Origin of the sequence: Mesorhizobium sp. dw_380 (genome assembly GCF_018588885.1) — a bacterium.
In the GTDB taxonomy this organism is placed as follows: Bacteria; Pseudomonadota; Alphaproteobacteria; order Rhizobiales; family Rhizobiaceae; genus Mesorhizobium.
This window is the reverse complement of the sequence record NZ_JAFFIW010000001.1, coordinates 57,609-84,099: the sequence shown is the minus strand read 5'-3', so window position 1 is coordinate 84,099 and position 26,491 is coordinate 57,609. Positions and strand designations below refer to the sequence as shown.

Here is a 26,491-nt window from a genome sequence, read left to right as displayed (position 1 = left end):
GGGGGAGGTCCGGTGAGGAAGTGTGCGTTGGTTACACCAAGCGGGCGCAAAAAGGAAACGCTGCGATGCGGCTCTTTCTACCAGGTCGCCTGCGCCAGCCGCTCCTTCAGGCGCGGGCCGGCAAAGTCGAGGAATGCGCGCAGTTTCACCGGCAGCCGGCCTTGGCCGGCATGCACCAGGTTCACCGGCCAAGGCTCAGGTTCGAAATCCCTGAGCACAGGCTGCAATGTCCCTGAGCGTACGGCGGCGACGATCTGGTAGGAGAGCACCCGCGTCATCCCGACACCGGCAATAGCCGCATCGATCGCTGCTTCGGCGGTGTTGACCCTCAGCCTTGAGCGGACGGCGACAGGAAAATCAGCCTTGTCCATCGCGAAGGTCCATGTGGCGAGTGAGCCAAGGCCCTCGAAGGTGATGCAGCCATGCGTTTCAAGGTCCTTGGGGGTGTTCGGCGCCCCGTGCTCGGCGAGATAGGCCGGACTTGCGCAAACGACATGCCGGATCGAACCGATCCTGGTCGCGACCAGGCGCGAGTCCGGTAACCGGCCGATACGGATGGCGAGGTCGATATGGTCCTCGGCCAATTGGACTATCCTGTCGCCGAGCGTCAGGCGGATATCCACCTGCGGGTATGCGGCGAGAAAGGCGGTGACGACGGGCAGCACATGAAGGCGGCCGAAAACGATCGGCGCGGTGATGATCAGTTCACCCGTCGGTGCGCTGTACTCGCCGCCGGCAGTACGCTCCGCCTCTCCGACTTCCTCCAGAATGCGACGGCAAGCGGCAAGATAGGCATGGCCCGCATCGGTCAATGTCAGCCGCCGTGTTGACCGGTTCAACAAGCGTGTCTTGAGATGCCGTTCCAATTCGGAGACCTTGCGGCTGACCGTTGCGAGCGGAACGCCCGAACTGCGTGCAGCAGCGGAAAGGCTGCCGGACTCCGCCGCCGTGGCGAAAAGGGACATAGCTTCGAGGCGATCCATTGGTTATTCCGAAATTTGGAAGGACACTTCGCAAATATGACATCTATATCCGAGGAATGGGAGGGTGCATATGGGTGGAATTGTCAACAAGGAAAATCTCATGCCCCGTATCGCTACGCCTTCATCCATCGCCGCCGCTCCCGCAGCCGCGCAACCCATCCTGCAGGCAGTCGAGAAGCAGCTCGGTGTCGTGCCGAACCTGTTTCGAATGGTCGCCAACAGTCCGGCCGCGCTCGAAGGCTATCTCGGCATGTCCGGGGCGCTGGCCAAGGGCAGGCTGCCGGCACCGACACGCGAGCGCATTGCGCTGGCGGTCGCCGAGATCAATGGCTGCAGCTACTGTCTGTCCGCGCACACTTATTTGGGCAAGAACCTCGCCAGGCTCGACGATGCCGAAATGAACGCCAACCGCCATGGCGGCTCCACGGATCCCAAAGCGGCCGCGGCGGTGCGTTTTGCCGCCAAGGTTGCGCAGAGCCGCGGGCATGTCGGCGATGAGGATCTCTCCGCCGTGAGGCTGGCGGGCTATGATGATGGACAGATCATCGAGATCGTCCAGCATGTCGCCCTGAATGTCTGGACCAACTATATCAATGAGGTTGCCGGGACGGAGATCGATTTTCCGGTTGCTTCCGCCCGCGATGCTGCCTGACTCAGGGGCGGCTGTGTCAGCCGGCCCCGTCTTCATGCCGCAGAGGAAAACCCATGTCTGAAAGCCGTCCGCCGTTTCCGCCCTTCACCGCCGAGACATCGGCGCAAAAGGCGCGCATGGCCGAGGATGCCTGGAATTCCCGCGACCCGGCACGGGTCGCGCTTGCCTATACGACCGACAGTCGCTGGCGCAACCGCGCCGAATTCCTGCAAGGCCGAGACGCGATCCAGGCGTTCCTCAATCGCAAATGGAGCCGCGAGCTCGACTACCGGCTGATCAAGGAGGTCTGGGCCTTTCACGGCAACCGCATCGCCGTGCGCTTCGCCTATGAATGGCATGACAATTCGGACTCCTGGTTCCGCAGCTATGGCAATGAGAACTGGGAGTTCGACGAATACGGGCTGATGCGCCTGCGCATCGCCAGCATCAACGACCTGCCGATCGCGGAAACAGACCGCAAATATCATTGGCCGCTCGGCCGCCGTCCGGATGACCACCCAACATTGTCGGAGCTCGGGCTTTAGAGCAATTCCAGGAAAAGTGTGAAGCGGTTTTCCGTCTGGAATTGCGTCAACTGATTTTAAGCCGTATCGGGCAAGGAGGCTTTCGATGAACGCACATGCTGTCACCAGCGACGTCGCCTTCACGCCGACCGTCAAGGCGATCCAGGCGCGCAAGGGCTCGCGCCAGTCTTACTCCCGCGTCGAGGAGCGGGGTGGCTGGCAGGCCGTCATCACGCCTGATCTTGCCGCCTTCATCGAGATGCAGACCAGCGTCTTCCTGTCGACCGCCAATGGCGATGGCCAGCCCTATATTCAGCATCGCGGCGGGCCGGCCGGCTTTCTCAAGGTGCTCGACGAAAAGACGATCGGCTTCGCGGATTTTGCCGGCAACAGGCAGTTCATCACCCAGGGCAACCTGGCCGACAATCCACGCGCCTTCCTGTTTCTGATCGACTACATGCTGCGCCAGCGCATCAAGATCTGGGGCACGGCGCGCGTCGTCGAAAACGACGCCGAGCTGATGGCGAGGCTGATGCCGCAGGATTACAAGGCGCGGCCCGAGCAGGTCATCCTGTTCACGGTTTCGGCCTGGGATGCCAATTGCCCGCAACACATTCCGCAGCGCTTCGAGGCGGCGGATGTCGCGGCCGCGCTTGGTGAGCGGGACCGGCGTATTCAGCAGCTCGAACAGGAAATCGTTCGCCTGAAGGCGGCGTCGAAAGAGGCGGGCAGAGAATGATGGGATGGCGCCGGGGGTTCAGCCGCCGGCCGCGGTTTCGGCCAGCGCGACGCCGTCCGGCGTTGGCTTCACCGGCACTATGCCCCGCGCCAGCGCCAGCAGATATTTGTTGTATTCGGTGAACAGCACGCGCAAGGCCCGCGGCTTGGTCAGCCAGCCGCCATCATCGAGATTGGAATTGACAACTGGATAGGGTTCCAGCTTGGCGCCGTGCAGCAGGCGGCCCATTTCCAGCAGGCTGCGTGGCATGTGGTAGTTGTTGGTGACCAGGATCACCGTGTTGTAGGCATGGCTTTCGACCCATTTGGCGCTTTCCTCGGCGTTGCCGATCGTGTCGAGCGCGGCGCGGTCGATGTCCACACAGCAGGAAAACAGCTGCTTGTCGCCGCCGGTCGCCGCCTGAAGCTGGCGCCGGCTGGCCGAAGGATGCACGCCGCTGATCAACAGCCGCTCGCCCTTGCCTGACGCCAGCAGGTCCATCGCGGCGTCGAGGCGCGACTGGCCGCCGGTCAGCACGATGATGGCATCGGCCCTGGCCGGATCGGCTGGCGTGGTCAGATGACTGACCTTGTTGACGAACCAGCCGAAGCCGCCGGCAAACAGCGTTGCGAGGATGAGGAGAGAGAGCGCGGATATCCGCAGTGCGGTCTTTAAACGACTGATCCCACCGTGGTCGCGCGAACCAGCAACCCCCACTGGCATCTGTCCAGCCGTCCCGGTCGTCTCCCGCACGTCCATGGCCATATGGTTAATCCCGAAATGCGGCCTTTGGTAGGGAAAAGACGCACTTTGCGTTACGCCGCTTCTTCATCCGTGATCGCCCTGCTTCCATTCTCGCCAAAGCACGCTCCCCTCTCATGCATCGGGTTGGCGAACGTCGATGTCGCTGAGATAGGCGACGACGGTGGCGTGCGAGGTTGCCGCGGTCAGTGCGCCGATCACCAGCACCATCAGGACGACGCCGAGATAGCCGGCCGAGCCAATGGCGAAATTGCCGAACAAAGCGGTTGCCTGGTCGGCCTGCGGCGTTGCCATATTGCGCGACGACCACCAGGAAAAGACGATGAAGACAAGCACCGCCGCCGCCCCGCCGGCGGCCGCGCCCTTCATGCCGGTGACCAGGAAATGGCGGCGGAATTCGCGCGCGATGAAGCGCGCTTCGGCGCCGACGAAATGCAGGACCTCGATGATGTGGCCGTTGCCGGCCATGGCGCCACGGGTTGCGAACACCACGGTCAGAACGGTCGCCGACAGCATCAATGCCAGCACGGCGATGCCGATGGTGACCGTGGTGCGGGCCATGGCCACCAGCCGGTCGACCCAGGTGCGGTGATCGTCGAGCGAGGCACTCGGCAGTTTCGGCGTGATCGCGGCGCGCATGGCGGCGAAGTCGGGCGGGCTGTTCTCGTCGATGGTGACGATGATCAGCCGCGGCACCGGCAGGTCGTCGATGTTGAGGCCCGAACCAAGCCACGGCTCCAGCAGCCTCGCGGTCGCTTCGCGGTCGATGATCCGGGTCGACTTCACACCGGGGAACTCGCCAGCGATCTGCGAGGCCTGGGTAAGCGCTGCCTCCATGTCGAGCCCGTCGGCGGGCTTGATCTGGATCGTCGCCTCACGCGAAATCTGGTTCTCCCAGACCGAGGCCGTGTCGCGCACCAGCGTCACCGCGCCGAAGGTCAGGCAGGACAGGAAGGTCATGATGGCGATGACCAGGACCAGGGCCCGGCCGGCGATGTTCTGCGCCGGCACGATCGGCGCCATCCGGCGCTGGGCACGCGGTCTCGCGGCAGTCGTCTCGGCGTCCTGCTCGTGTTCCTCGAAATGTTGCGCGGACAGTTCAGTCATAGATGTCCAGCCTTCCGCCGGCCAGGATCATGCGGCGCGCGTCGACCTGTTCCATCAGGCCGAGATCGTGAGTGGCGATGACCACGGCGGTGCCCAGCCGATTGAGTTCGATGAACAACCGCAGCAAGCGCCGCGCCAGCGGCGGATCGACATTGCCGGTCGGCTCGTCGGCGAGCAGGATTTCCGGCTGCTCGATCAGCGCGCGCGCGATGGCGGCGCGCTGCTTTTCGCCGCCTGACAGAACCGGCGGCAGCACATGCATGCGCTCGCCCAGCCCCACCCATCTCAACAGCTCGGTGACGTCGGTGCGGTAGCTCGCTTCCTCGCGTCCGCGCACGCGCAGCGGCAGCGCCACATTCTCATAGGTGGTCATGTGGTCGAGCAGGCGAAAATCCTGGAACACGACGCCGATGCGGCGCCGCAGATGCGGCAGCTCGGTGCGCGAGATGCGCGAGCGGTCCTTGCCAAAGATGGTGATCAGGCCGCGCGTCGGCTTCAGCGACATGAACAAAAGCCGCAGCAACGTCGTCTTGCCGGCACCCGAAGGCCCGCTCAGGAACTGGAACGAGCGCTCCGGTATATGCAGGGAAATGTCGCGGAGGATTTCCGGACCCATGCCATAGCGGAGGCCGACATTTTCGAAGCGAATCAATTTCGACGACCTGAAATTTCTGCCGGAGGCGAGCCGGCCCGTTGTGAGAAAAGACCATCGGCCGGCATGGTTAACCGGCGGTTAATTTCGGGGTTGTTTCGGCGCGTCACGAGGGCTCCGGTGGGGAAGCGTTAACCATTTGTGTTTACGCAAAAGAAACGAAAAGCGAACACGTGCGATACTGGGGCCATGATGGCTGATGAGCGAACCGCGCGCCCGGTTTCCGGCGAAATCATGACCGATCTTCCGGCGATTGCGGCGGCGGACCGGATCGTGCGCGGTCCGGCGGCCGATATCGTCGATGCCGATTACGTCGTGATGCCGCGGACGGTTGCAACTTCGGAAGCCGCGGCACCACAGCCGCGCCTGATCGTCACGCCGTCCATCGAGGGCATGGACATGTTGCGCAAGCCGGAAGCGCCGGCGGAGCGGCCACTGGCCGTGCGCGGCGGGCCGGTCTTCTGGATCGCCGGCATAGGTGCTGCCCTTGCCGCCTTCTGGGTCTCCGGCGGGCATGCGCTGGTGCGCCAGGCGCCGTTCCTCACTGGCGCGCAAGCGTCGGCGCTGACCATTTCAGGGGTCACGTCGCGGGTCGACGCCTCGGGCGCGAATCCGGTGCTGTTCGTCGACGGCGAGGCCGCCAATGACGGGAAGGGGCCCGCGACCCTGCCGCCGCTCGAAATCCGGGTGACAGGCAATGACGGGCGCACAACCCGCTATACATTGGGGACATCCGGCCACTCTCTGGCATCGGGCGAAAGATTCGGCTTTGCCAGCCGGCTCGACGTGCCTAAGAACGGCGTAAGGACCGTTTTGGTTACTTTCGCGCAATAGGCGCGATCACCAGGGAAGACCACCAATGCCCATCGTACGCAACAAGGACATCGAAGTCCTGTTTTCGGCATCGGCGATCGCGCGGCGCAATCTCGAGCTCGCCAAGGAGATCGCCGAACACGATTATCACGACCTGCTGGTGATTTCGGTGCTGAAGGGCTCGTTCATCTTCGCCGCCGACCTCATCCGCGCCATGCATGATGTCGGCCTGTCGCCGGAAGTCGAATTCATCTTCATCTCCAGCTATGGTGCCGGCACCACCAGCGGCGAGGTGAGGGTGCTGCGCGACATCGACAATGAGGTCGCCGGCCGCGACGTGCTTCTGATCGACGACATCCTCGAATCGGGCAAGACGCTGACCTTCACCCGCGACCTGATGCTGTCGCGCGGCGCCAGGAGCTGCGCCATCGCCGTGCTGCTCGACAAGCGCATGCGCCGCCAGACCGCGCTCACCGCCGACTATGTCGGCTTCGACTGCCCGGATTATTTCGTCGTCGGCTACGGCATGGACGTCGCGCACGCTTTTCGTGAATTGCCCTTCGTCGGTGTCGTGAAAGGCGACGCGTGAGGCCAGCGCCGCGCACCGGCGAATTCTGAAAAAGGCCTTAATCGCGCGGGGAAAATTAGCCCGGTCGAACGCCGGGTTTTTCAGGAAAAGTCAACTTTTGCCCGCCAAATATGCCGGCATGGCAAAGCTTCTGATCGTCGAGGACGATGAGTCCGTCCGCACCCTCGCAGCCCGCGCGCTTGAACGCGCCGGACACGCAATCGATATCGCCGCGGACGGCGCTCAAGGTCTGGCGTTGATACGCGCCGCGCATGGCGGCTACGATCTCGTCGTCTCCGACATTCGCATGCCGGAGATGGACGGCATCGAGATGGCGATCGCGGCCGCCACGCTTTTCCCGGCGATGAAGATCATGCTGATGACCGGCTATGCCGATCAGCGCGAGCGCGCCGAAGAGTTGAACGGCATCATCCTCGATGTCGTGCAGAAGCCGTTCACGCTGGCCGAAATCCGCTCGCGCGTCGAGCGGGCGCTGATCTGCTTCGCCTGATCAGGCTGGATCTCTGGCGGCAAGCACCGGCGCCGGACTGGTGCGCCGTTCGGTGTTGAGTGCGAGCAGGCCGGCGCCGATGATGAGCGCAGCACCGATCACGGTCGTCGACCGCGGCACCTCGGCGAAGAACAGAAAACCCCACAGCGGCGACCACAGGATACCGGTGTATTCGAAGGTGGCGACGCGGTTGGCCGGCGCAAGCCGGTAGCCCTGCGACAGAAGGATCATGCCGGCGGAGGCGACGAAACCGCAGGCCGCCATCTTGAGGAAATCGGTCAGCGTCGGCCATATCCACGGCCGCACCAGGAATTCCACGCTCGGATGGACGGCGTGGGTGATGCCGGCAAGATGGAACGTGCCGGCGACCGCGGCGGCGCCGATGAGATAGGCACCGTTTTGGTAGAAGGCCATCACGGTGGACGATTCGGTATCGCCGATCTTGCGGGCCATCAGCTGCGAAAAGCCGTAGAGTGCCGCCGAGCCCAGCGACAGCAGTGCCGCCCAGTCGAACAGGCCGGCGCCGGGGCGCAGCATCACGACGACGCCGAACAGCCCGATCAGCACTGTCGCCAGCGTCCGCCAGGAGACGCGTTCGCCAAGGTATGGACCGGCCAGCGCCATGATGAACAGCGGCGCCATGAAATAGAGCGCCACCGCGTCGGCCAGCGGCAGCGCGGCGATGGCCAGATAATACACCGTGTAGGAGGTGAACTGGATGAAGGCGCGGATCGTCAGCAGGCCGAACCGCTTCGACAGGATTGCCCGCAGGCCGACATCGGCGTGGACCAGGGCGATCAGGATCGGCAAGGCGACGACCGAGCGGATCGCCATCACCTCGGTCACCGGATAGGAGCTCGACACGGCTTTGACGAGCGGGTCCTGCAGCGAGAAGACCAGCACGCCAAGGCACAGGCTCAGGATGCCGCGCACCATCCTATTCTGCATCTGCGTTCCGGCTCCTGATCCGAAGCTGCCGCTTGCGGGGTAAAAAGAACCCGCCACCGTTTCGGGCAGCGGGCACGAGTGAGGACTCTATATTGGTCCGCAGCCGATTTTCGCGGCCGCATATCCAATGGGTGAGGCAACTATCGTCCTGTGTTTGACATGTTGCAAACGAATTGGAATGATACCTGCAATCAGATTTTCTTATGGTGGATATCATGCGGCCAACCCTAGACAGCGATCTCCTGCGCACCTTTGTCGCCATCGCGGAGGCCGGCAATTTCACCCGGGCGGCCGAGCAGGCCGGCCGCACCCAGTCGGCCGTGTCGATGCAGATGAAGAAGCTCGAAGAACTGGTGGGCGACAGCCTGTTCGAGCGCGGCTCACGCGGCGTCGCGCTGACGCGACGCGGCGGGGAGTTGATCGTCAACGCCCGCCGCATCGTCTCGCTGCTCGATGAAACGGCGGCGTCGATGGCGGCGGCGCCGCTCGGCGGGCCGGTGCGCATCGGCATTCCGGAGGAATATGGCCACGCCATCCTGTCGCGCGCGCTCGGTGCATTCTCGAAGCGCCACACCAAGGTCGAGGTCACCGTGCGCTATGCGCATTCGGGAGCACAGCTGGCGGCACTCGCCGCTGGCGAACTCGATCTGTGCGTGGTGTTCGAATGGCAGGATTTGGCCGGCGGCGAAGTGCTGATGCACGATCCGACTGTCTGGGTGACGTCGAACCTGCACCACATGCATGAGGAGCGTCCAGTGCCGATCGCGCTCTATAACCGGGCCGGCTGGTGCAAGGACTTCGCCATCAAATCGCTGGAACAGCGCGGGCTTGCCTATCGCGTCGCCTATACCAGCGACACCACCGGCGGCCTGAAGCTTGCTGTCACCTCAGGGCTGGCGATCGCGCCGATCTCGCGCAGCAATATCCCGGACGGCTGCCGTGAACTGACGTCCGCCGACGGGTTCGGCGACATCGATTCCTCCAATGTGGTGATGCACCGCAACCCGAATGCGTCGGGCGAGGCGATCGACGGCATGCAAGAGGCGATCCGCGAAGCGTTCGTCAACAGGTAGAATCGGCTGACAGCTTCATGGACATGCGGCCGGTTGCTCTCGCGGTTTGCTATTTCAGCTCCAGCAGCCGTTCCAGGTAGCTGCGCTCGATATCGGGGCTGAGCGCGTTGCCGAGCCGCTTGCGGATCGCTTCCAGGATCTGGCGGGCGCGCTGGACGTCGATCTCGTCGGGAACCTTCACCGAATCGCCAAAATCGGGACCCTGGCTGGCGCGCGGGCGGCCGAGCGGGTCACGGTCGGCATTCTGCTGGCGCCCGCCTTGCTCGCTGCCGCCCTGGTCGCCCTGCATGGCCTGCATCTGCTTCATCATGTCCTTGGCGCCCTTGCGCAGTGCCTCGAGCGCCCGGCCCTGGTGGCCGACGGCCTCGTCGCCCTGACCCTCGCCAAGCGCCTGCTCGGCGCTGCCCATGGATTTGCCGGCCTCGCCAAACCCTTCATTGGGCTCCATGCCCATGCCTTCGAGGCTCTTCTTCAGCTGCTCGAGATCGCTCTTCAGCTGGCCCTGGCCTTCCTGCAACTGCTTCAGCGCATCGGCGAATTCCTGCGGCGTCATCGGCTTCTGCCTGGCGAGCGGATCGCGGTCTTCGCCCATGCGGGGCTTGTCCTGGTCCTCGCCACCGCCCTGGCCAAGCTGCTCGTCGCGGTTCTGTCCGCGCTGGCGCTCGCCGCGCTGCATCTGGTCCATGCGGAAGGTGTCGTTCATCATCTCCTGCTGGCGCCGCAGGATCTCGCCGAGCTTGTCCATCTGCTGGCGCATCTGGCTGTCCTGCTCGCCGCCCTGCTGCTGACGCCCGGCCTGGAGATTGTTCATCATGTCCTGCAGCTGCGACAGCAATTGCTGTGCCTTGTCGCGGTCGCCCGACTTCGCCAGGTTCTCGATCTGGTCCATCATGCGGTCGATGTCGCTCTGGCGCAGTTCCTGGCCGTTCTGCTGCATCTGCGGCGCGTTCGGGTTCTGCTTGGCGCGCTCGGCGAATTCCTGCAGGAACTGGTTCATCGCCTCGCGCAGTTCCTTCATCGCCTTTTCGATCTCCTGGTCGCTGGCGCCGTTCTTGATGGCGTCCTGCAGCGCCTGCTGGGCCTGGCGCAGCCGCTTCTCGGCGGCCGAGAGGTTACCCTCCTCGATGCCGAGCGCGATTTCCCAGAGATAGGCGACCTCGCTGCGCAGCTGATTGTCGTTCCCGGCCAGCTTCAACCGGCTGCGCGCGCTCATGATCGCAAGGTAGTGGGACATGTTGTCGAACGTGTCTTCCGGCCGCAGCGTTATGGCGTCGATCAGGTCGAGCACGCGCGGCTTGGCATTGGCGTCGAGCGCCAGCAGGCGGCGCTGTTCGATCACCGCCCGCGCCAGCGGATTGGCGAACGGACGTTCCGGCATCAACAGCATCTTGGTCTCGCTGGTCGCCATGTGCCCGGCATCGTCGGTGGCGACCAGCGTCAGCCTGATGCTGCTGCCGGCCCAGACATGCTCGGTCAGGTCCTTCGAGGTCCTGGCGGCATTCGACTTGCCGCCGCGGCGCGGCAGCGTTAGCGGCATTTCGGGCGGGCCGTAGAGCGGGTGCGCATTAGGCGCCTGCGGATCGGCCAGCGCGAAGATCGCCTTGGCGGTGGCGGCGCCATAATCGTCGTCGATCTGGTAGTTGAGTTCGAAGGCACCGTTGGCGGCGCGCTTGGGCTCGCCGACGAAGCGGATCTGCGGCGGCTTGTCGGCGATCACGGCGAAAGCCCAGCGGCCGAGCTGGTCGTCGCCCGACTTCAGCGTCAGCGTGCCGTCGCCGGTCAGCTTGCCGGTGAACTGGCGCACCTTCGAAACTGAGGCGGCGGAGGGCGCGGCCGGGCTTGCCGCCGGCTTGGCCGAGGCGGCCTGCGGTCCGGCCGGATCGATGGCGCGCGCGTTGCCGTCCTTGTCGGCATAGGCCAGTGTTTCCTCGCCCGAGCCTCCGGTGACGCGCAAGGAGACGTCGCTGCCCTCGGGGACATGAAATGTCGGCGTCGCCTGGTTGGCATCGGCGGTCAGGAAGATCGGCGGCTTGCCCGTATAGGCCGGCGGCGTCACCCATGCATCGATGCGCGGCGGCACGGTGTCATAACTGCCGTGGGCGCTGAATGCATCAACCATCCTGCCGCCTGTCGGCCCGAAGGAGAAGGCGAAGGCGGTGACCAGCAAAAGAGCGGCTATGGCGCGCAATCCCCAGGGGTCGCGCTCCGGCACCCGCGCGCGCGGCAGGTCGGCGCCAAGACTGTCGAGTTTTGCAGCCATGCGCTTCTGGTGTTCGCGCCACAGCGCCTGCGAGAAGCTACTGTTCCGGCCGCTTGGCCGGTCGGTCTGCACCAGCACGGGGCTGTGCAGCAGTTTGTTGGCGGCCTCGATCCTGCGATCGACCTCCGCCGCGCTGGGTATGCGGAAGAAGCGCAGCGGATAGAGCGCGGCGAGCCCTGCCACGCCGAAGGCGGCGACAAGGCCGATGCGCGCAATATCCGGCAGCCGGGAGAAAATGCCGAACCAGGATGCGCTGAAGAACAGGCTGGCGACAATGATGAGCGGAAGCAGCAACGGCCAGCCGCGCTCGGCCATCATCGAGACCCGCGTCGCCAGCCGGCTCAGGGCAAGACGCCCGGCCAGGCCGCGATCGCTGCTGAAGATGGGACGTTCCGTCATCGACCCTTCCTGGAGGCGGGCGGCATAGCCCTGGAGCAATTCACCGTTTCCCGAACGGCGAACCGCTCCAACTCTCTGTTTTGATGCAGTTCCGGACGAAAAACCGCTTCGCACTTGTCCTGGAACTGCTCTAACCTCACGACTCGAAGAATACCAGCAAACACGGCAAAGGCGAGGCAGTTTGGAAAAACGTGAAGCCGGCCGAAATGGTTGCAATCAGAAATTGGCGGGATTTGCGTTGGCGCCACAAACCAGCACGGCGACGCGTTCGCCCGGTGCCGGCGTGTAGCGGCCGGACAGGATCGCGGCGAAAGCGGCGGCCCCACCCGGCTCGGAGATGATGCGCACCCGGTTCCATAGCGCCTTCTGCGCGGCCATGATGTCGTCGTCGCTGACCAGGATGGAGCGTTCGACGAAGGCTTCAGCTATCGGGAACATCATTTCGCCGACGCGCTTTGGCGCCAGCGAATCGGCGGCGATGCCTTCCGCCGGCGCGTCGACAGGATGGCCAGCCTCGAAGGCGCGGTGAAGCGTCGGCGCGCCTTCCGGCTCGATGGCGATGATGCGGATGCGGCCGGCATACCAGGCGGCGATGCCGCCGATCAGGCCGCCGCCGCCGACGGCGACCAGCAGCGTGTCGATTTCTGGCAAATCGCTCTCGATTTCGAGCCCGAGCGTGCCCTGGCCGATCAGCGTTTCCTCCTGGTTGAAGGCGTGGATCTGCAAGGCGCCGGTCTCCTCGGCGAAACGTTCGCTGGCGGCCAGCGCCTCGGCATAGCGGGCGCCGCCGACGACCAGGTCGGCGCCATAGTCACGGATGCGCTCCAGCTTGGCCTGCGGGCTCACTTCGGGAACGAAGATGGTCGCCTTGTGCCCCAGCCGCATGGCGGCATAGGCGACGGCGGCGCCATGGTTGCCGCCCGATGCGGCAACGACGCCGGCTTCGGGAACCGGCCTTTCCAGGAGATTGGCGAAGGCGCCGCGCGCCTTGAACGAGCCGGAATGCTGCAGGCATTCGAGCTTGAGGTCGACCGCCAGCGGCGGCCGGTCGAAGTCGGCCATGTCGACGCGCAGCGCCGGCGTATGGCGCACATAGGGGCGGATACGCGGTTCCATCGCAGCAATGCGCTCGCGTGTGACGGTGTTGCCCTGCGGCATGGCGATCTCCTCGGTATTGACAGTAATTAGTAACTTGGCAAAATGACTAAATGCAAGAGGTTGATGTCTTCAAGGCGATCGCCAACGAACGCAGGCTGCAGATCCTCGACTGGCTGAAGGATCCGCGCGCGCATTTCCCGGCCCAGGCAGACGGCGATCTGGTCGAGGACGGCGTTTGCGCGCTGCTGATCGCCGAGAAGCTCGGCATCACGCAGGCGACGCTCTCCGAGCATATGCGCGTGCTCACCCAAGCCGGCCTGCTGCGACCCAAGCGCATCAAACAATGGACATTCTATCGTCGCGACGAGGACAGGATCGCCGACACAAGGGCGCTCATCCAGAACCGGCTGTAGGGCTCAGTGCGATCAGGTTCTATGCCAGCCAGTCGGGTACGGAATCCAGGCCGATCAAATCGTCATAGGTCAGGCGTGGGCGCACGACGTGGAAACGATCGCCGTCGACCAGCACTTCAGGCACCAGCAGGCGGGTGTTGTATGTGCCGGCCTGCACGGCGCCGTATGCGCCGGCGGTGGAGACGGCGACGAGATCGCCTGCCTTCAGCCTCGGCAGGTCGCGGTCGAGGCCGAGATAGTCACCGGTCTCGCAGACCGGGCCGACCACGTCGACCATCATGCGCGGCGTGTCGGCCGGCGGCTGCACGACCGGCCTTATGTCGTGGAAGGCATCGTAGAGCGTCGGCCGGATCAGGTCGTTCATGGCGGCGTCGACGACGAGGAAGTTCTTGGCGTCGCCTTCCTTCACGAAAATCACCTCCGAGACGAGGATGCCGGCATTGCCTGATATCAGCCGGCCCGGTTCGAACATCACCTTCAGCCCGAGCTTGGTGACATGCTTCCTGACGATCTGGGCATAGGCATCGGGGAGCGGCGGCGGGTTGTTGTCGACACGGTAGGGAATGCCGAGCCCGCCGCCGAGATCGACATGCTCGATGGCGTGACCATCGGCGCGCAGCACGCCGATTAGATCGACCAGCAGGGCGAAGGCATCGTCGAAGGGCTGCAGTTCGGTGATCTGGCTGCCGATATGAGTATCGATGCCGGTGACCTTGATGCCTGGAAGCTTTGCCGCCCGGGCATAGACCTGCCGCGCCCGCTGCCACGGAATGCCGAACTTGTTCTCGGCCTTGCCGGTGGAGATCTTCTTGTGGGTCTTGGCGTCGACATCGGGGTTGATGCGCAGCGAGACCGGCGCCACCTTGCCAAGTGCGGTGGCGCGGGCAGAGAGGAGTTCAAGCTCGGGCTCGGATTCGACGTTGAAGCAAAGAATGCCGGCTTCGAGCGCAAAGTCCATCTCGCGCGCGGTCTTGCCGACGCCGGAGAACAGGATCTTGCTGGCCGGGATACCGGCGGCCAATGCCCGGCGCAACTCGCCTTCCGAGACCACGTCGGCGCCAGCGCCGAGCTTGGCCAGGGTCCGCAGCACCGCCTGGTTGGAGTTTGCCTTCATGGCGTAGCAGACCAGCGCGTCGAGCCCGGCAAAGGCCTGGGCGAACACGCGGTAGTGCCTGGTCAGCGTGGCGGTGGAATAGCAGTAGAACGGCGTGCCGACCTCTGCAGCGATATCTGATATAGCCACGTCTTCGGCGTGCAGCACACCGTCGCGGTAATCGAAATGGTTCACGAGAGCGTTTCCGGAAAGTTGGAGCCCGATGAGGTCGGGTTTAGAAGACCAAACCCAGTTTCATTGCTCTAGATCAGCGGCTCGAGGATGAACTTCTTGTCCTGGACCGGTTTTTCCGGCTCCGGCGGCAGGGGCTGTTTGGCCTTCTCGGCATCCTTGCGCGCCTGGACGGCCGCCTCATAGGGTGTGTCTAGACCGGCCCTGCGGCCACAGGCGGTCACGGAGGCAAGCGCCGCCAGAAGCGTCAGCGTCACCAAAATCCTGCTTCCGGTCATCGATCCATCCGTCCGAAATGTTTGTCAGCCGCCGCTTTTAGCCGAGTTCTAGGCGTATTGCACCCCGGATATTGCGACCAGCAATATCCGGCATTACGCCTTTGCGATGCGCTTTTTCCAATAGCGGATCTGCCTTCTCACTTCCGACGGCGCGGTGCCGCCGAAACTGGTGCGGCTCTTGACCGAGTTCTGCACCGCCAGCACCGAGAAAATATCGGATGTGATGCCGGGATTGATCGACTGCAGGTCCTCCAGCGAAAGCTTCTCCAGGCTCAGCTTCTTCTCTTCAGCCAGCGCAACGGCGCGGCCGGTGACATGATGCGCCTCGCGGAACGGCAGGCCGAGCGTGCGCACCAGCCAGTCGGCGAGGTCGGTCGCGGTCGCGTGGCCGGAGCCGGCTGCCTTCTTCATCGCGGCGGCGTTGACCGTCATGTCGGAGACCATGCCGGTCATCGCCGCCAGCATCAGGTCGAGCGTCTCGGCGGCGTCGAACACCGATTCCTTGTCTTCCTGCATGTCCTTGCCATAGGTCAAAGGCATGCCCTTCATCACCGTCAGCAGGCCGACCAGGTGGCCGTTGACGCGGCCGGTCTTGCCGCGCACCAGTTCGGCGGCGTCGGGGTTCTTCTTCTGCGGCATGATGGAGGAGCCGGTGGAAAAGCTATCCGACAGCCTGACGAAACCAAACTGCGGCGTCGACCAGATGATGATCTCCTCGGCCAGCCGCGACAGATGCGTGGCGCAGATCGCCGCCATGGCGAGGAATTCCAGCGCGAAATCGCGGTCCGAAACACTGTCCAGCGAATTGCGCATCGGCTCGCGGAAGCCGAGCGCCTTGGCGGTCCGGTGGCGGTCGATCGGGAAGCTGGTGCCGGCAAGTGCCGCGGCGCCGAGCGGGCTCTCGTCCATCCGTTCGATCGCATCGCGCACGCGCGACAGGTCACGCGCAAACATCTCGACATAGGCCATGCAGTGATGGCCGAAGGTCACCGGCTGCGCCGCCTGCATATGGGTGAAGCCCGGCATCACGGTCGCCGCATGCTCCTCGGCCCGCTCCAGCAGCGCGCTGATCAGCCCTTTCAGGGCCTCGGCGACGCGAAAGCACTCGTCCTTGACCCAGAGCCTCAAATCCACCGCCACCTGGTCGTTGCGCGAGCGGGCGGTGTGCAGGCGACCCGCCGCCGGACCGATCAGGTCGGCGAGGCGGGCCTCGACATTCATGTGGATGTCTTCCAGCCTGGTCGAGAACTCGAACGTGCCGGCCTCGATCTCTTTCAGGATCGTGCTCAGGCCGTGAGCGATTTTTTCTTGATCGGCCGCCGAAATAATGCCCGTTTGCGCCAGCATCTCGCTATGGGCGATCGAGCCGCGGATGTCCTGCGCGTAGAGTTTGCGGTCGAACGAGATCGACGCGTTGATCGCTTCCATGATCGCGGCCGGACCCGAGGCAAAACGTCCGCCCCACATCTGGTTGCTGGTCTTCTTGTCGCTCATCGCTATAAAACCCGTGCTTCGGAGCAGTTTTGAGAAAATGGCAGACGGAAACAGATTATTCCCAGCCCCGCGCCTGATCCTCGCCGCCCTGGTGGCGGGAGTGCTGGCCGGCGCGGTCGCGGTATATGTCAGCGAGAGCCGGTCTGGCAACAACGCCGCGCCCCAGGTGGCGGTCGGCGACGGCAAGGACGACGTCGCCTGCGCCGCCAAGAGCGAGCGGGCCAAGAAGATCGCCGCTGCCGCCACTGGCGAGGTTGCGGCGCTGTTGCCGGCAGATCCGCCGCAATCGATGAAGAGCCTTGCCTTCAACGGCCGGGACGGCAAGCCGATGACGATCGCCGACCATGCCGGCAAGACGGTGCTGCTCAACCTCTGGGCCACATGGTGCGCGCCCTGCCGCGCCGAAATGCCGGCGCTCGATGCGCTGCAGATGGAGAAAGGCAGCGACGCCTTTGAGATCGTCGCCGTCAATGTCGATGCCGGCGACGATGTGAAGCCGAAGAAGTTCCTCAGGGATACCGGTGTCGAGACGCTCGGCTATTACCGCGATTCGACGATGGCGCTGTTCAACGACCTCAAGACGCGCGGCCTGGCGCTCGGCCTTCCCGTCACCATGCTGATCGACGGCCAAGGCTGCCTGATCGCCCATATGAACGGGCCGGCCGAATGGTCGGGTCCGGATGCCAAACGGCTGGTCGAGACGGCACTCGGATCGTAACCCCAACAGAGGTCGGCTTCGGGCTACCGCTTCAGGCCGAACGTATGTTTGGCTTGAGCAATAAGAGGCCTCCATCCTGGCGGTGGGCGGGCACTACAGCGCGCTTGCCGTGGCCGGTCAGGTCGTCAAACGCCTCGATCGGGGCGGGTTTGCCGAGATAGTAGCCCTGGCCGATCTCGCAGGCCTCGGCGTCCAGGAACTTCAATTCGCCAAGCGTTTCGACGCCTTCGGCAAGGACCGGCAGACCAAGGCCGCGCCCAAGCCCCAGCACCGCGCGCATGATCGCCGCGACCTGGCCGTTCGTATCCACCGCCTTGATGAAGGAGGAGTCGATCTTGATCTTGTCGAAGGGGAAGGCGCGGAGGTTGGAGAGCGAGGAATAGCCGGTTCCGAAATCGTCCATGGCGACGCGCACGCCAAGCGCCTTGACCTGCCGCAGGGTCGCCAGCGCGCGCGGCATGTCTTTCACCAGCGCGGTTTCGGTGATCTCGAGTTCCAGCCTTGTCGGAGCGAGACCCGTCTTCAGCAGGGTCTCGTGGACCTTGCGGCTGAAATTGGGATTGTGAAGCTGGACCGCGGAGACGTTGACGGCGATCGTCAGCGGATTTTCCCAGCGGGCGGCTTCCTCGCAGGCCACGTCGAGCACCCAGTCGCCGATCTGCCCGATGGCGCCGCTGTCCTCGGCCACCGGGATGAATGTGCCGGGGGAAACGTCGCCGCGTTCGGGATGGCGCCAGCGGATCAAGGCTTCGAAGCCAACCATCTTGCCGCTGCTGATCTCCTTCTGCGGCTGATAGACGAGGTAGAATTCGCCACGCACCACCGCCTGGCGCAATTCGTGCTCCATCACGCGCTTGTCGCGGGCCTCGGCGCCCATCGACGCCTCGAAATAACGATAGGTGTCCCTGCCTTCGCTCTTGGCGCGATAGAGTGCCGTATCGGCATGACTGATCAGGCTGGTCTGGTCCTCGGCATCGAGCGGATAGATGGCAATGCCGATGCTGGCCGAGACGAGGCCGCCGCCGACCGCGGCCCGGTTCTCCTTGCGCATGGCTGCGAGCACCGATCCGGCAATGCGGCCCGCCGCCTGCGGGTCGGGCAGGTTGGGGATGATGATGGCGAATTCGTCGCCGCCCAGGCGCGCAAGCATCTGTCCGTGGCGCAGAACACCGGCAGCGCAGCTGGCCACTTTCTGCAGCATCGCATCGCCGGCGCCGTGTCCGTAGAGGTCGTTCACCTCCTTGAAGCGGTCGAGGTCGAGCAGCAGAAGCGCAAGATGCCGGCCGTTGGCATCAGAGCCGGCATTTGCGATCCGGTTCATCGATGCGATTTCCGTGTCGAGACGGCTGGAAAAGGAGCGGCGGTTGGCAAGTCCCGTCAGCGGATCGAAATGGGCAAGGCGAAGGATCTCCTGCTCCGCTTTCTTGCGTTCGCGGATATCGCGCACGGCGATGACATTATGGGGCTTGCCGCAATAGTCGATGCTTCGGGCGATCAGTTCGACGGGAATTCGCGTCCCATCTCGGTTCCTCAATTCGGCCTGTCGCGGCTGGCCTTCCAGGCTGGTGGCGTCGGTTGCGGTGCGCTCGTCGAAGAGTTCGCCCAGTTCCATGCCGTTCAATGTCGCCGCCGGCGTGCCGGTCAGCTTGCCCATGCTGTCATTGGCACTGACGATGCGGTTTCCGTCGCAGACGATCAGGCCCTCCACGGCGGCATTGGCCAGGCCGTGCATGCGGTCGACCTCGAGCTTCTGGCGACGGAAGCGCAAATCGATCCACAGCGCCGATGCCGAGAGCACCAGGATCACCAGCGTCGCGGCCGCGGCCGCGAAAGCCTGCGAGGTCGGCTCGATCGTGTATTCGGATATGACGACCGAGGAATCGGGAATGATCGAGACGGCGCTCATGCCGATGAAATGCAAGGTGCAGATCGCCAGCGTCAGCAACACCGCGCCGGCAGAGGTCGCAGACAAAGATGGGCGGCGCAGCGCGACACGCAGAGCCAGCGCCGCAAGCGTCACGCCGGCCAGCAGGGAGACGGCGACAAGCAACAGGTTCCATTCGATCCGGCCCTGGACCTCGAATGCCGTCATGCCGATGTAGTGCATCGCCGCGATGCCGCCGCCCAGAACGGCGCCGCCGACGAGTTGATACTCGAACTCGTCCCGCAAGGTGGCGATCCACATACCGGCCGCCGTCAGCGCGACCGAGGCAACGAGCGAAAGCACGGAGAGCGCCGGATCGTAGGCGCTGGGTATCCCCGGCGTGAACGCAAGCATGGCAATGAAATGCGTTGCCCAGATGCCGAAGCCGGTCGAGGTGGCGGCGATCATCAGCCAGGCAAGCCGATTCCGGTCTGTCGAGCGGCTGATGTGGTTCAGCAGGCTGACGGCGGAGAAACAGGAAATTCCGCAGATCAGCGCGGCGAGTGCGACCAGTCTCAGATCGTGCTGGTTCACGATACAATTGTAGACTGTCAACATCTTATTTCCCCCAAGCCCATTGGAAATAAAAAAGGAAATATGACTGATTAATGCTTGGCCGTTGAAGGATCGATGAAGGCGCCTGCAACCGGAGCGTGCTTTCCCGACGCAGGATGGCCGCGCGACAACAGCATATTCTGGGGCATATTCTGGTCGAGCCAGCTATTTCAGGCGAACCGTCACCGCCAGGGCGTCGTGGTCCGAGCTTGGGCTGCCGTCCGGCAACAAGGCAGCGACAACGGCAGGCGCGCTTGCCGCAAGGCCGCGCGTGAAGAACCAGTCGATGCGGCCGACCGGCGTTCCGGCCTCGCGCCGCCGGGTGGGCAGGTCGAGATTGTTGGCAGCCTGCCAGTCGTAGCCGCGCTCCGTAAGCACCGCGAACAGCGGCTCGTGGCGTTCAACATCGATAAGCCGGCCCGGTTCAGCCGCGACCCGCGCCATCCACGCCTGCGGATCGTCATGGCGCTCCTCATGGCTTGCTGTCAGCGTGTTGAAGTCGCCGCCGAGCAGCACCGGCGCTTCCGGGTCGTATTTGTCGATGGCGTCGAGGAGATGGCGCGTCTGGACGGCCCGCCCGGCTGGATTCGTACGATTTTCCAGATGCACCGAGACAACCGTCACCCTGCGGGTGCCGATATGAACCTGGCCGCCGATCGCCATGCGTCCGCCGATGCGTGGCTGGCCGCGCTCATGCCGGAACCAGCCGCCGGTGGCGTCGAGGCGCACCAGGAAGGGACGAAGCAGCGGGCCCGCACTGGTCACGGCATTGCCATGAAAGCCTTCCGCATTGGCGGTCTCGCCGGTTGCCGAACGCTCCGCCTCGTTACCGCCGCCGAGTTCGACGAACTCGACGCCATACGCAAATGTGTGGCCAAGCCGATCGGCAATGATGCCCAGCGGGTGACCGTTGCCGGAGCGCGCCATGCCCTCGTCGACTTCGGACAACAGCGCGATATCGGGAGCCTGTGCGGCAAGCGTCGCCGCGATAGCCTCGACGTGACGGAGGCGCTCGACGTTCCAGGCCACCACCTTCAAGGCGTCGTCGGCGCCGCCGCGCGACGCCGTGCCGCCAACCTCTATCTGGCCGAGGGCCGGAATGGCGGCGGCGTGCCGCAAATGGGTGGCGCTGTCGCGAGGGCCCTCGCGCATCGCCTGCCTGTCGGCGATGGGCACATGCGTCAGCTTCCGCACCAGCATTTTCATCATCCCTTTAGCCGGATAATCATGGCGGCCCATCACGGTCTTTACGTCATCGACGGCCGCCCTAGCTACCTAAGGCGCCGGTGTGACGTTTTCATGCCGGCGCAACCGCCGAGGGGGAGGAGAGACTGGCTGTCCACAGGCCCGAGAGGTCACAGCAGAACTGTCACATACCTTCTCTAAGAGAGCGGGCAAGGACTTGCGCAAGACCCTTGTCAACAGCCATTCAAGAGGGAAGAAATCATGACCATCATCAAGCGGGGCCTTGCTGCCCTTGCCGTCGGCGCGCTCGGCAGTGCGCTGGCGATGCCTGCCTTCGCGGAACCGGTAAAATTTGATTTCTGGTTCGGCCTTTCGGGCGACCTCGCCCGTGTCGTCGACACTCTGTGCAAGAACTTCAACGCCTCGCAGAAGGACTACGAAGTCGTCTGCACCAGCCAGGGCAATTACGACGCCACTCTGCAGAACACCATCGCGGCCTTCCGCGCCGGCAAGCAGCCGACCGTCGTCCAGGTCTATGACGTCGGCACCGCGACCATGATGCTGTCAGGCGCCTACAAGCCCGCCGACAAGCTGATGGAAGAAAACGGCTACAAGATCGACTACGCGGACTATTTCCCCGGCATCGCACGCTACTACGCGACATCGAAGGGCGAGATGCTGTCCTTCCCGTTCAATTCCTCGACCGCGTTGATGTACTGGAACAAGGACGCCTTCGCCAAGATCGGCAAGACCGAAGCGCCGAAGACCTGGGAAGACGTCGGCGCCGACCTCAAGGCGATGAAGGACGCCGGCTACGAATGCCCGATGGCGATCAACATCTCGGCCAACGAAAGCTGGCAGCTGATGGAGCAGTTCTCGGCGCTCCACAACCAGCCGATCGCCACCAAGAGCAACGGCTATGGCGGCCTCGACGCCCGTCTGGAAGTCAACAAGACCAAATTCGTCCAGTACGTCACCGACCTCAAGAAGTGGTATGACGCCGGTCTGATCAAGATCAAGTCCAAGGATCTCGGCCAGGATATGGTCCAGGCCTTCGCTTCGGGCACCTGCCAGGTGATCATGACCTCGGTCGGCGACCACGGCACCGTCGGCAAGACGCAGAAGGAAGGCATGAACTGGGACGTCGCCGAACTGCCGGTCTATGCCGGCACCGAGCGCAAGAATTCGCTCGTCGGCGGCGCCTCGCTGTGGGTTCTCTCCGGCAAGTCGGATGCGGAATACAAGGGAGCGGCCGCGTTCCTCAACTTCATCCACGATCCCAAGACCGCTTTGTTCTGGTCGACCAACACCGGTTATATCCCGGTGACCAAGTCGGGCTTCGACTACATGAAGTCCACCGGCCTCTACGACAAGGCGCCCTACAAGGGCCGTGAAGTCGCGATCGCCAGCCTGACCGCGTCCGAGCCGACCGAAATCACCCGCGGGATCCGGCTTGGCAATTTCACCCAGATCCGCGCCGAGTTCGGCACGCAGATGCAGGCGATCTTCGCCAACAAGGTCAGCGTCCAGCAAGGTCTCGATGCGTTGGTCAAGAATGGCGACGCCATCCTCGATCGCTTCCAGCAGACCTATCCGGGCAAGACATTGCCCTGATCGCTGAAGATCTCAGGCCGCCCGCGGACACTTTCAGGCATGATCTCTCCGGTTCCTCTTCGGGATCGTGCCTGGGTCGACGGGCGGTCATTTCGTTATTAGTCTCACTTTGCTCAGAGCTGGCTTTCAGGCGGCGTCGGCGGATCGATGGAAAAACGCGTTACCTTCAGCAAGTGGACTATCGGTATCCTTTTCGCGGTGCCGCAGCTCGTCCTGATCTTCACCTTCTTCTACTGGCCGGCCGGCCAGGCCGTGTACTGGTCGCTGACGCTGCAGCAGCCCTGGGGCGGCGGCAACATCTGGGTCGGGCTCGACAATTTCCGTTCGATCCTGTCCAACGCCGACTACTGGAACTCGATCTCCGCCAGCCTTGTCTTTGCCGCGATCAGCACCGGTCTTGCGATGTTCATCGCGCTGGTGCTCGCCGCCTTGACCGATCGCCAGCTTGCCGGCTCGCGTCTCTACCGTGTGGTGCTGATCTGGCCTTACGGCATCGCCGCCCCCGCGCTGGCGATGGCATTCCGCTTTATCCTGGCGCCGGAAGCCGGCTTCATGGCCGTGGTCAACCGGGTCTGGCCGGGCTTCTGGGACCCCGGCCTCGACGGCGCCGACGCCATGGCTTCGATCATCGTCGCCTTCTCCTGGAAATATGTCGGCTATAACTTCATTTTTTTCCTGGCCGCGTTCCAGGCCATCCCCCGGTCATTGATCGAGGCGGCGGCGATGGATGGGTCCGGCGTCATCAGGCGCTTCTGGGATATCCAGTTCCCGCTGATCACGCCGACGATCTTCTTCCTGCTGGTCATCAACATCACCGAGAGCTTCCAGGATTCGTTCGGCATCGTCGACATCATGACGGCCGGAGGCCCGGCGAATGCGACCAATCTGATGGTCTACAAGATCTATTCCGACGGCTTCAAAGGCCTCGATTATTCAGGCGCCGCCGCGCAGAGCATCATCCTGATGCTGCTCATCATCGTGCTCACCATCTTCCAGTTCCGCTTCATCGAGCGGCGCGTGCACTACAGGTGAGATGGCCATGGTAGAGCGTACCCCGTTCCTCAATTTCTTCACCCATCTGATCCTGTTCGTCGGCTTCGTCTTTTGTGTCGCGCCCTTCGTGGTCGTGGCGATCGCGGCGTCGCACAACCTCAGGGATGTCAACGATGTGCCGATGTCCCTGCTGCCAGGCAACGATTTCTGGGTCAACATCAAGACGGCATGGACGACCGCCGATCTCGGCCCCAAGCTGCTCAACAGCTTCATCATGGCTGCGGGCGTGGCGGCAGGCAAAGTGATCATCTCGGCGCTTACCGCCTTCTCGATCGTCTATTTCCGCTATCCCGGGCGCACCTTCATCTTCTGGCTGATCTTCGTCACCCTGATGCTGCCGCTGGAAGTGCGCATCGTGCCGACTTACGCCGTCGTTGCCGATGTGCTGTCGCCCTATCAGGCCATTCTCGACGTGACAGGCTTGAGCTGGCTGATCGAGAAAGTATCGGGCGTGCACGTCTCGCTCAGCCTCGGGCTGCTCAATTCCTACACCGGCCTGATCATGCCGCTGATCGCCACGGCCACCGGCACGTTTCTCTACCGGCAGTTCTTCCTGACGGTGCCGGATGAGCTGACCGAGGCGGCGCGCATGGATGGCGCCGGGGCACTGCGTTTCTTCATCGATATCCTGCTGCCGCTGTCGCGCAACAACATGGCCGCACTTGGCACCATCATGTTCCTGTGGGCCTGGAACCAGTATCTGTGGCCGCTGCTCATCACCACCGACCAGTCGCATGCGACGGCGGTGACGGAGCTCAAGCAGTTGATCCCCAATGTCGGCGGCATTCCGGAATGGCACATCGCCATGGCCGGAACGCTCATCGTCATGCTGCCGCCGCTGGTCGTCGTGGTCGCCATGCAACGCTGGTTCGTGCGCGGCCTGATCGCCACCGAAAAGTGACCTGGAAAGGACAGCCAATGGCCTCCATCACCATTCGCGACGTGAAGAAGAGCTACGCCAAGATGCAGGTCGTGCACGGCGTCGACCTCGATATCAGGTCGGGCGAGTTCGTCGTCATCCTCGGGCCGTCGGGCTGCGGCAAGTCCACGCTGCTTCGCATGATCGCCGGATTGGAGGATATCTCCGGCGGCGAGATCGCGATCGATGGCACGGTGGTCAACAAACTCGAGCCGCGCGAGCGCGGCTGCGCCATGGTGTTCCAGAACTACGCGCTCTATCCGCATATGAGCGTGGCGCAGAACATCGGCTATTCGCTCAAGGTCGCCGGGGTTCCGGCTGCCGAGCGCCAGCTGCGCATACAGGCGGTTGCCCGCACACTGGAGCTCGAACAGCTGCTCGACCGCAGGCCGATGGCGCTTTCCGGCGGCCAGCGGCAGCGCGTCGCCATGGGCCGGGCAATGATCCGCGAGCCGAAAGTGTTCCTGTTCGACGAGCCGTTGTCCAACCTCGATGCCAAGCTGCGCGTCCAGATGCGCTCGGAAATCCGCAAGCTGCACCGCCGGCTGAACGCTACCTCCGTCTTCGTCACGCACGACCAGGTCGAAGCAATGACGCTCGCCGACCGGCTGGTGGTGATGAATGGTGGACGGGTGGAACAGGTCGGCACGCCGGGTGAGATCTACACCCGGCCCGCCAGCCGCTTCGTCGCCACCTTCGTCGGCGCGCCGGCGATGAACATTCTGGAAGGCACTGTCGATCTCGACGGGCTGTCGCTGCTCGGCGGCAGCCGGCGCCTGACGATTGCCCGCGCCGGCCTGCCGGTCGGCACGAAGGTGGCGATGGGCGTCCGGCCGGAAGCCGTCCGGCTGGTGGCGCCGGGCACGGCGGGCGCGCTCAAGGCGACCGTCGATCTGGTCGAGGAACTCGGCGCGGGGCGGGTCATCTATGTCGATCTCGACGGCGCGCCGTTTTCGGTGATGACGTCGGAGGCCGTGCATCCCGAGCCGGGCAGTGCCGTAGGCCTGAAGCTTTCGCCCGACGACATGCATTTCTTCTCGTCGGAAACGGGAACCCGCCTCGATGTGTTCAAGGCTTCCGTTCCCGAACCGGCACTCTGATCCCGAAGCCTCCATCATCGCCGGTGACGAAACTGCCGGCGTTCGGCACGTCCAGGAAAGCATCATGAAAATCATTCAGGTCACGGATGTGCATCTTGGCCGGCAAGGCGAGCGCCGCTTTGGCGCGGACCTGCATCAGCGGCTGGCCTCATGCATCGCGCACATCAATGCGCATCACGCCGACGCGGCACTCTGCGTCTTCACCGGCGACCTGACCGAGACCGGCGCACCGGAAAGCTATGCCGATCTTCGCATTGCCCTGAGCCCGCTGTCGATGCCGTACAGGCTGCTGCCGGGCAACCATGACCGGCGGGCCAATCTTGTCGCGGCGTTTCCGGAAAATCCGGTCGACGAGAATGGCTTCGTGCAGTCGGTCCATGACACCGGCGACGAAGCGCTGCTGTTCCTCGACTGCCTGGCGGAAGGGCGCATCGAGGGCGAATTGTGCGAAAGGCGGCTTGCCTGGCTCGAGGCCCGGCTGGAACAATCGGCGGGCGGGCCTGTCTACATCTTCCTGCACCATCCGCCGGTCGCGCTCGGCCTGCCGCAGCTCGATCCGCTGGCCCTCGAACAGCCGGAGCGGTTGCTCAGCCTGCTGCGGCGCCATGGCAACGCCCGCCACATCTTCTTCGGCCATGTTCATCGCGACATTGCCGGCACGGTCGCCGGCATTCCGTTCTCGGCGCAACGCGGCCTGCACGCCCGCTTCGAGCTTGCGCTTGACCGATCGAGCGAGATCGTCGAGCAGGCGCCGCCGTCCTACGCGGTCATCCTTGTCGACAGCGCCAACGAGCGCGTGATCGTGCATGGCTGCGATTTTCTCGAGCAGTGGCCCGTCTATTCAGCCGAAACCGGCGAACGCATCGCGGCGTGACCTGGCTACCGCGCAGGATGCAGCACCGTCAG

General features: G+C 64.0%; 26 protein-coding genes. 14 read left to right on the top strand and 12 right to left on the bottom strand.

The genetic code is table 11. The features are described from left to right. Window positions 1-77: 77 nt before the first annotated feature. Complete coding sequence (locus JT360_RS00410; RefSeq protein WP_214469520.1) at window positions 78-983, bottom strand: LysR family transcriptional regulator; 906 nt, start codon at window positions 981-983, stop codon at window positions 78-80. Between the two features lie 100 nt (window positions 984-1,083). Here JT360_RS00410 and JT360_RS00405 point away from each other — a divergent pair, with 100 nt between their 5' ends. The 3 genes from JT360_RS00405 to JT360_RS00395 all read left to right on the top strand — a co-directional run bounded on the left by JT360_RS00405 (window position 1,084) and on the right by JT360_RS00395 (window position 2,877). Beyond that, a complete protein-coding gene (locus JT360_RS00405) occupies window positions 1,084-1,635 on the top strand; it encodes a carboxymuconolactone decarboxylase family protein (RefSeq protein WP_214469519.1) in 552 nt (183 codons plus the stop codon). 53 nt (window positions 1,636-1,688) lie between these two features. Beyond that, window positions 1,689-2,159, top strand: coding sequence for a nuclear transport factor 2 family protein (locus JT360_RS00400; RefSeq protein WP_214469518.1), 471 nt, complete (start codon window positions 1,689-1,691; stop codon window positions 2,157-2,159). 85 nt (window positions 2,160-2,244) lie between these two features. Beyond that, a complete protein-coding gene (locus JT360_RS00395; protein ID WP_214469517.1) occupies window positions 2,245-2,877 on the top strand; it encodes a pyridoxamine 5'-phosphate oxidase family protein in 633 nt (210 codons plus the stop codon). 18 nt (window positions 2,878-2,895) lie between these two features. Here JT360_RS00395 and JT360_RS00390 read toward each other — a convergent pair whose 3' ends face one another. The 3 genes from JT360_RS00390 to ftsE form a co-directional block, all read right to left on the bottom strand. Continuing rightward, a complete protein-coding gene (locus tag JT360_RS00390) occupies window positions 2,896-3,621 on the bottom strand; it encodes a YdcF family protein (RefSeq protein WP_214469516.1) in 726 nt (241 codons plus the stop codon). Window positions 3,622-3,732: 111 nt separating this feature from the next. Further along, window positions 3,733-4,725, bottom strand: a complete 993-nt coding sequence (locus JT360_RS00385) for a cell division protein FtsX (protein WP_214469515.1) — start codon at window positions 4,723-4,725, stop codon at window positions 3,733-3,735. Continuing rightward, window positions 4,718-5,377, bottom strand: coding sequence for a cell division ATP-binding protein FtsE (ftsE, locus tag JT360_RS00380; RefSeq protein WP_214469514.1), 660 nt, complete (start codon window positions 5,375-5,377; stop codon window positions 4,718-4,720). Before ftsE ends, JT360_RS00385 begins: the two co-directional genes overlap by 8 nt. Before the next feature lie 189 nt (window positions 5,378-5,566). On the opposite strand from ftsE, the gene JT360_RS00375 reads away from it, so the two are divergent. The 3 genes from JT360_RS00375 (at window position 5,567) to JT360_RS00365 (ending at window position 7,269) form a co-directional block, all read left to right on the top strand. After that, entirely contained in the window at window positions 5,567-6,211 is a 645-nt protein-coding gene (locus tag JT360_RS00375) for a hypothetical protein (RefSeq protein ID WP_214469513.1), read from the top strand. A gap of 25 nt (window positions 6,212-6,236) precedes the next feature. Then, complete coding sequence (gene hpt, locus JT360_RS00370; RefSeq protein ID WP_214469512.1) at window positions 6,237-6,779, top strand: hypoxanthine phosphoribosyltransferase; 543 nt, start codon at window positions 6,237-6,239, stop codon at window positions 6,777-6,779. A gap of 118 nt (window positions 6,780-6,897) precedes the next feature. Continuing rightward, window positions 6,898-7,269 carry a response regulator gene (locus JT360_RS00365; protein ID WP_214469743.1) on the top strand — a complete coding sequence of 124 codons (372 nt, stop codon included), beginning with the start codon at window positions 6,898-6,900 and terminating at the stop codon, window positions 7,267-7,269. Here JT360_RS00365 and JT360_RS00360 read toward each other — a convergent pair whose 3' ends face one another. Continuing rightward, window positions 7,270-8,217, bottom strand: coding sequence for a DMT family transporter (locus tag JT360_RS00360; RefSeq protein ID WP_214469511.1), 948 nt, complete (start codon window positions 8,215-8,217; stop codon window positions 7,270-7,272). It lies immediately after the preceding gene. 215 nt (window positions 8,218-8,432) lie between these two features. On the opposite strand from JT360_RS00360, the gene JT360_RS00355 reads away from it, so the two are divergent. Next, window positions 8,433-9,290: a LysR family transcriptional regulator gene (locus JT360_RS00355; protein ID WP_214469510.1), complete on the top strand. Its 858-nt coding sequence runs from the start codon at window positions 8,433-8,435 to the stop codon at window positions 9,288-9,290. Between the two features lie 49 nt (window positions 9,291-9,339). Here the strand turns inward: JT360_RS00355 and JT360_RS00350 are convergent, their stop codons facing one another. Further along, window positions 9,340-11,949, bottom strand: coding sequence for a TIGR02302 family protein (locus JT360_RS00350; RefSeq protein WP_214469509.1), 2,610 nt, complete (start codon window positions 11,947-11,949; stop codon window positions 9,340-9,342). A 216-nt stretch (window positions 11,950-12,165) separates the two neighbouring features. Continuing rightward, window positions 12,166-13,107, bottom strand: coding sequence for a threonine/serine dehydratase (locus JT360_RS00345; RefSeq protein ID WP_214469508.1), 942 nt, complete (start codon window positions 13,105-13,107; stop codon window positions 12,166-12,168). A gap of 50 nt (window positions 13,108-13,157) precedes the next feature. Between JT360_RS00345 and JT360_RS00340 the strand changes: the two genes are divergently transcribed. After that, entirely contained in the window at window positions 13,158-13,460 is a 303-nt protein-coding gene (locus JT360_RS00340; protein WP_214469507.1) for an ArsR/SmtB family transcription factor, read from the top strand. 19 nt (window positions 13,461-13,479) lie between these two features. Here the strand turns inward: JT360_RS00340 and lysA are convergent, their stop codons facing one another. From lysA to argH, 3 genes are all read right to left on the bottom strand, one after another. After that, on the bottom strand, window positions 13,480-14,748 hold the full coding sequence (lysA, locus tag JT360_RS00335) for a diaminopimelate decarboxylase (RefSeq protein ID WP_214469506.1): 1,269 nt from the start codon (window positions 14,746-14,748) through the stop codon (window positions 13,480-13,482). 68 nt (window positions 14,749-14,816) lie between these two features. Then, window positions 14,817-15,023 (bottom strand): hypothetical protein, encoded by a 207-nt coding sequence (locus tag JT360_RS00330; RefSeq protein WP_214469505.1) that lies wholly within the window; start codon window positions 15,021-15,023, stop codon window positions 14,817-14,819. A gap of 93 nt (window positions 15,024-15,116) precedes the next feature. Beyond that, complete coding sequence (argH, locus tag JT360_RS00325; RefSeq protein ID WP_214469504.1) at window positions 15,117-16,517, bottom strand: argininosuccinate lyase; 1,401 nt, start codon at window positions 16,515-16,517, stop codon at window positions 15,117-15,119. Between the two features lie 37 nt (window positions 16,518-16,554). On the opposite strand from argH, the gene tlpA reads away from it, so the two are divergent. Beyond that, a complete protein-coding gene (gene tlpA, locus JT360_RS00320; protein ID WP_214469503.1) occupies window positions 16,555-17,235 on the top strand; it encodes a thiol:disulfide interchange protein TlpA in 681 nt (226 codons plus the stop codon). A 31-nt stretch (window positions 17,236-17,266) separates the two neighbouring features. Here the strand turns inward: tlpA and JT360_RS00315 are convergent, their stop codons facing one another. Next, complete coding sequence (locus JT360_RS00315) at window positions 17,267-19,717, bottom strand: sensor domain-containing diguanylate cyclase (RefSeq protein WP_214469502.1); 2,451 nt, start codon at window positions 19,715-19,717, stop codon at window positions 17,267-17,269. Between the two features lie 162 nt (window positions 19,718-19,879). Next, on the bottom strand, window positions 19,880-20,914 hold the full coding sequence (locus JT360_RS00310) for an endonuclease/exonuclease/phosphatase family protein (RefSeq protein WP_214469501.1): 1,035 nt from the start codon (window positions 20,912-20,914) through the stop codon (window positions 19,880-19,882). 246 nt (window positions 20,915-21,160) lie between these two features. Between JT360_RS00310 and JT360_RS00305 the strand changes: the two genes are divergently transcribed. The 5 genes from JT360_RS00305 to JT360_RS00285 all read left to right on the top strand — a co-directional run bounded on the left by JT360_RS00305 (window position 21,161) and on the right by JT360_RS00285 (window position 26,459). After that, window positions 21,161-22,513: an extracellular solute-binding protein gene (locus JT360_RS00305; protein ID WP_214469500.1), complete on the top strand. Its 1,353-nt coding sequence runs from the start codon at window positions 21,161-21,163 to the stop codon at window positions 22,511-22,513. A gap of 147 nt (window positions 22,514-22,660) precedes the next feature. Next, window positions 22,661-23,545, top strand: a complete 885-nt coding sequence (locus JT360_RS00300) for a carbohydrate ABC transporter permease (RefSeq protein ID WP_214469499.1) — start codon at window positions 22,661-22,663, stop codon at window positions 23,543-23,545. Between the two features lie 7 nt (window positions 23,546-23,552). Continuing rightward, window positions 23,553-24,467 (top strand): ABC transporter permease subunit, encoded by a 915-nt coding sequence (locus tag JT360_RS00295; protein WP_214469498.1) that lies wholly within the window; start codon window positions 23,553-23,555, stop codon window positions 24,465-24,467. A 17-nt stretch (window positions 24,468-24,484) separates the two neighbouring features. Next, window positions 24,485-25,585, top strand: a complete 1,101-nt coding sequence (locus JT360_RS00290) for a sn-glycerol-3-phosphate import ATP-binding protein UgpC (RefSeq protein ID WP_214469497.1) — start codon at window positions 24,485-24,487, stop codon at window positions 25,583-25,585. A gap of 64 nt (window positions 25,586-25,649) precedes the next feature. Continuing rightward, window positions 25,650-26,459 carry a phosphodiesterase gene (locus tag JT360_RS00285; RefSeq protein WP_214469496.1) on the top strand — a complete coding sequence of 270 codons (810 nt, stop codon included), beginning with the start codon at window positions 25,650-25,652 and terminating at the stop codon, window positions 26,457-26,459. Window positions 26,460-26,491: the final 32 nt, after the last annotated feature.

Excerpts from the sequence above, each read along its gene's own strand:
- tlpA (WP_214469503.1), top strand. The coding sequence starts at position 16,555 with ATGGCAGACGGAAACAGATTATTCCCAGCCCCGCGCCTGATCCTCGCC.
- JT360_RS00330 (WP_214469505.1), bottom strand. The coding sequence starts at position 15,023 with ATGACCGGAAGCAGGATTTTGGTGACGCTGACGCTTCTGGCGGCGCTT.
- JT360_RS00350 (WP_214469509.1), bottom strand. The coding sequence starts at position 11,949 with ATGACGGAACGTCCCATCTTCAGCAGCGATCGCGGCCTGGCCGGGCGT.
- JT360_RS00305 (WP_214469500.1), top strand. The coding sequence starts at position 21,161 with ATGACCATCATCAAGCGGGGCCTTGCTGCCCTTGCCGTCGGCGCGCTC.
- JT360_RS00385 (WP_214469515.1), bottom strand. The coding sequence starts at position 4,725 with ATGACTGAACTGTCCGCGCAACATTTCGAGGAACACGAGCAGGACGCC.
- argH (WP_214469504.1), bottom strand. The coding sequence starts at position 16,517 with ATGAGCGACAAGAAGACCAGCAACCAGATGTGGGGCGGACGTTTTGCC.
- JT360_RS00360 (WP_214469511.1), bottom strand. The coding sequence starts at position 8,217 with ATGCAGAATAGGATGGTGCGCGGCATCCTGAGCCTGTGCCTTGGCGTG.
- JT360_RS00315 (WP_214469502.1), bottom strand. The coding sequence starts at position 19,717 with ATGTTGACAGTCTACAATTGTATCGTGAACCAGCACGATCTGAGACTG.
- JT360_RS00340 (WP_214469507.1), top strand. The coding sequence starts at position 13,158 with ATGCAAGAGGTTGATGTCTTCAAGGCGATCGCCAACGAACGCAGGCTG.
- JT360_RS00310 (WP_214469501.1), bottom strand. The coding sequence starts at position 20,914 with ATGCTGGTGCGGAAGCTGACGCATGTGCCCATCGCCGACAGGCAGGCG.
- JT360_RS00295 (WP_214469498.1), top strand. The coding sequence starts at position 23,553 with ATGGTAGAGCGTACCCCGTTCCTCAATTTCTTCACCCATCTGATCCTG.
- JT360_RS00355 (WP_214469510.1), top strand. The coding sequence starts at position 8,433 with ATGCGGCCAACCCTAGACAGCGATCTCCTGCGCACCTTTGTCGCCATC.
- hpt (WP_214469512.1), top strand. The coding sequence starts at position 6,237 with ATGCCCATCGTACGCAACAAGGACATCGAAGTCCTGTTTTCGGCATCG.
- JT360_RS00285 (WP_214469496.1), top strand. The coding sequence starts at position 25,650 with ATGAAAATCATTCAGGTCACGGATGTGCATCTTGGCCGGCAAGGCGAG.
- JT360_RS00365 (WP_214469743.1), top strand. The coding sequence starts at position 6,898 with ATGGCAAAGCTTCTGATCGTCGAGGACGATGAGTCCGTCCGCACCCTC.
- JT360_RS00395 (WP_214469517.1), top strand. The coding sequence starts at position 2,245 with ATGAACGCACATGCTGTCACCAGCGACGTCGCCTTCACGCCGACCGTC.
- JT360_RS00400 (WP_214469518.1), top strand. The coding sequence starts at position 1,689 with ATGTCTGAAAGCCGTCCGCCGTTTCCGCCCTTCACCGCCGAGACATCG.
- JT360_RS00290 (WP_214469497.1), top strand. The coding sequence starts at position 24,485 with ATGGCCTCCATCACCATTCGCGACGTGAAGAAGAGCTACGCCAAGATG.
- JT360_RS00390 (WP_214469516.1), bottom strand. The coding sequence starts at position 3,621 with ATGGCCATGGACGTGCGGGAGACGACCGGGACGGCTGGACAGATGCCA.
- JT360_RS00410 (WP_214469520.1), bottom strand. The coding sequence starts at position 983 with ATGGATCGCCTCGAAGCTATGTCCCTTTTCGCCACGGCGGCGGAGTCC.
- JT360_RS00375 (WP_214469513.1), top strand. The coding sequence starts at position 5,567 with ATGATGGCTGATGAGCGAACCGCGCGCCCGGTTTCCGGCGAAATCATG.
- JT360_RS00345 (WP_214469508.1), bottom strand. The coding sequence starts at position 13,107 with ATGCCGCAGGGCAACACCGTCACACGCGAGCGCATTGCTGCGATGGAA.
- JT360_RS00405 (WP_214469519.1), top strand. The coding sequence starts at position 1,084 with ATGCCCCGTATCGCTACGCCTTCATCCATCGCCGCCGCTCCCGCAGCC.
- JT360_RS00300 (WP_214469499.1), top strand. The coding sequence starts at position 22,661 with ATGGAAAAACGCGTTACCTTCAGCAAGTGGACTATCGGTATCCTTTTC.